The organism is Xenorhabdus griffiniae, assembly GCF_015163655.1.
GTDB lineage: Bacteria > Pseudomonadota > Gammaproteobacteria > Enterobacterales > Enterobacteriaceae > Xenorhabdus > Xenorhabdus griffiniae.
The window spans coordinates 1-2,004 of sequence record NZ_JADEUF010000224.1; the positions used below are offsets into that span (position 1 = coordinate 1).

The window sequence follows — 2,004 nt, forward strand, 5'->3', positions numbered from 1 at the left end:
GTAAGCGGCCAATTAACCCGTGTAATTTACCTCATATCACTGATACTCACGTTCCACGGCAGTAGATCATGCAGAGGATCATCGGCTTGACGTTTGGGGAGTTCCGTAAAAATATGCCGGAAGTAAAAATACGGATTGAGATCATTGGCCCGGCAGGTCATCACCAGACTGTAGAGGTTAGCACTGGCAAACGCGCCGGCAGCGGACGTGGAAAAAATCCAATTTTTGCGCCCCGTGGTGAACGGCCGGATATCCCGCTCCGTGACATTATTATCAATGCTGATCTGCCCGTCCTCCAGATAGACAAGCAGTTTCGGCCACTGGTTCAGGGTATAGCTGATCGCCGTACCGATGGCACTTTTCGGCAAGGCTGTCTGGCTGGCCTCGGTTAGCCAGTCATGGAAATTTTTGAGTATCGGTGTGGCTTTTTCCTGCCGTAATCGTCGTCGGTCATCCGGGCTGAGTAACCGGGCTTCCCGCTCGACAGCGTACAGTTTAGCGATAAATGTCAGGGCCTGCTCAGCCCGCCCGGCTTTTTTCCCCGGTTGCACTTTCTGGGCATCGGTAAATTTGCGCCGGGCATGTGCCATGCACCCGGCGTGTTTAACCGATTTCAGCGTATCGTAAGCGGCGTAGCCATCCGTCAGCAGATAGCCCGCATAATCGCCTAAAAAATCGGCGACGCAACGCCCGCTGCGGCTCGGCTGGTAGTCGAAAATCACCACCGGCTGCGTCGCGAATTCACCGCTGCGATACACCCACATGTAGGATTGGCTTTGCGCCGGTCGATCCGCTTCGTTGAGTACCTGTACCGGCGTTTCATCCGCACAAATCAGCGATCCATTAAGCAGGTGAGTCCGCATCAGCCTGACCAGCACATGGACCTGGCGACCGAGCTGCACACACCAGTTCGCCAGCGTGCTGCGGCTGATCTCAATACCGGAACGCGCTAATATATCGGCCTGCCGATACAAAGGCAGTGCATCAACGTATTTGGCGGTGACAATCGCGGCCTGCGTATCCGGGCTGGCAATCGTTCGGGGCAACAGGCTGGGCGGCGGTGGAGCGGTGATAATTTTGCTCTGCGTTTCGGTTTTTTCACACTGCCGGCAGGTGTATTTCGTGCGTTCATGACGAATGACGCTGACTTTCTGTGGGATGATTTTCAGGGTTTCTGAGGTTTCAACGCCACACGCATGCAACGGTTCACCGCAACAGTCGCAATGCGGTGCATTCAGGGTATGACGCTGGATTTCCCGTTCCAACCCGGCGGGCAGCGGCTGACGCCCTTTTTTGTGGTGCGCCGGCGGCGGTTTCGGTAGCGTATCCTGCTGTTCGGCCTCGTTGAACATGCCTTTGTCGGCTTTTTCGCTCTGTTTGCCAAAGCGTTTCGATTTGCTGAGATTGAGCTGTTCGAGCAGGTGTTGAATATGATGATCTTTTTCCTGAATTTCTGCCTGAAGCAGGCCGATAAGGGCTTTTAGCTGGTCAATATCATCAGGCAGGTCAGTCATCATTCAGGCTCTCAGGGAAAAACCTGAGTGTGACAACCTGACGGGATCGTGCAAATCTTCATGCAAGATCCGTGTGACTGATCACACTTTTAAATCGCGTAACGGCTGATGTGCACGGGGATGCGCTAACGCCAGACCGGATAATAGCCAGTTCAGTTGCGGGCGGGTAATGTGCACTGTGCCGTCAGCCACGGGTGCAGGCCACTGAAAGCGGCCTTTCTCGAGTCGGCGGTAGTAAAGCCAGAAGCCGTTGGTATCCCAGAACAGGATCTTGAGTTTGTCACGATGCCGGTTACAAAAGATAAACCCGGCGTCACTAAGCGGGTCTAATCCCAGCGCATCGACGACACTCGCCAGCCCGTCGATGGATTTTCGCATATCGGTCTGACCGGAAACCAGATAAAGGGTACTGACGGGTATCATTGTAGCGCCTCAATCCAGTGGCGTATCTGTGCGGTGGATAACTCAACCGGCAACTCAGCCCGAAGTC

Annotated in this window: 2 protein-coding genes; both read right to left on the minus strand. The window is 54.4% G+C overall.

Going from position 1 to position 2,004, the window contains the following annotated elements:
* Positions 1–26: 26 nt before the first annotated feature.
* Positions 27–1,514 carry an IS66 family transposase gene (gene tnpC, locus IQ211_RS19000; RefSeq protein WP_189758511.1) on the minus strand — a complete coding sequence of 496 codons (1,488 nt, stop codon included), beginning with the start codon at positions 1,512–1,514 and terminating at the stop codon, positions 27–29.
* An 81-nt stretch (positions 1,515–1,595) separates the two neighbouring features.
* Positions 1,596–1,937 (minus strand): IS66 family insertion sequence element accessory protein TnpB, encoded by a 342-nt coding sequence (gene tnpB / locus IQ211_RS19005; RefSeq protein ID WP_189758442.1) that lies wholly within the window; start codon positions 1,935–1,937, stop codon positions 1,596–1,598.
* Positions 1,938–2,004 lie beyond the last annotated feature (67 nt).

Coding starts and splice junctions, on each gene's coding strand:
- tnpC (WP_189758511.1), bottom strand. CDS start 1,514: ATGACTGACCTGCCTGATGATATTGACCAGCTAAAAGCCCTTATCGGC.
- tnpB (WP_189758442.1), bottom strand. CDS start 1,937: ATGATACCCGTCAGTACCCTTTATCTGGTTTCCGGTCAGACCGATATG.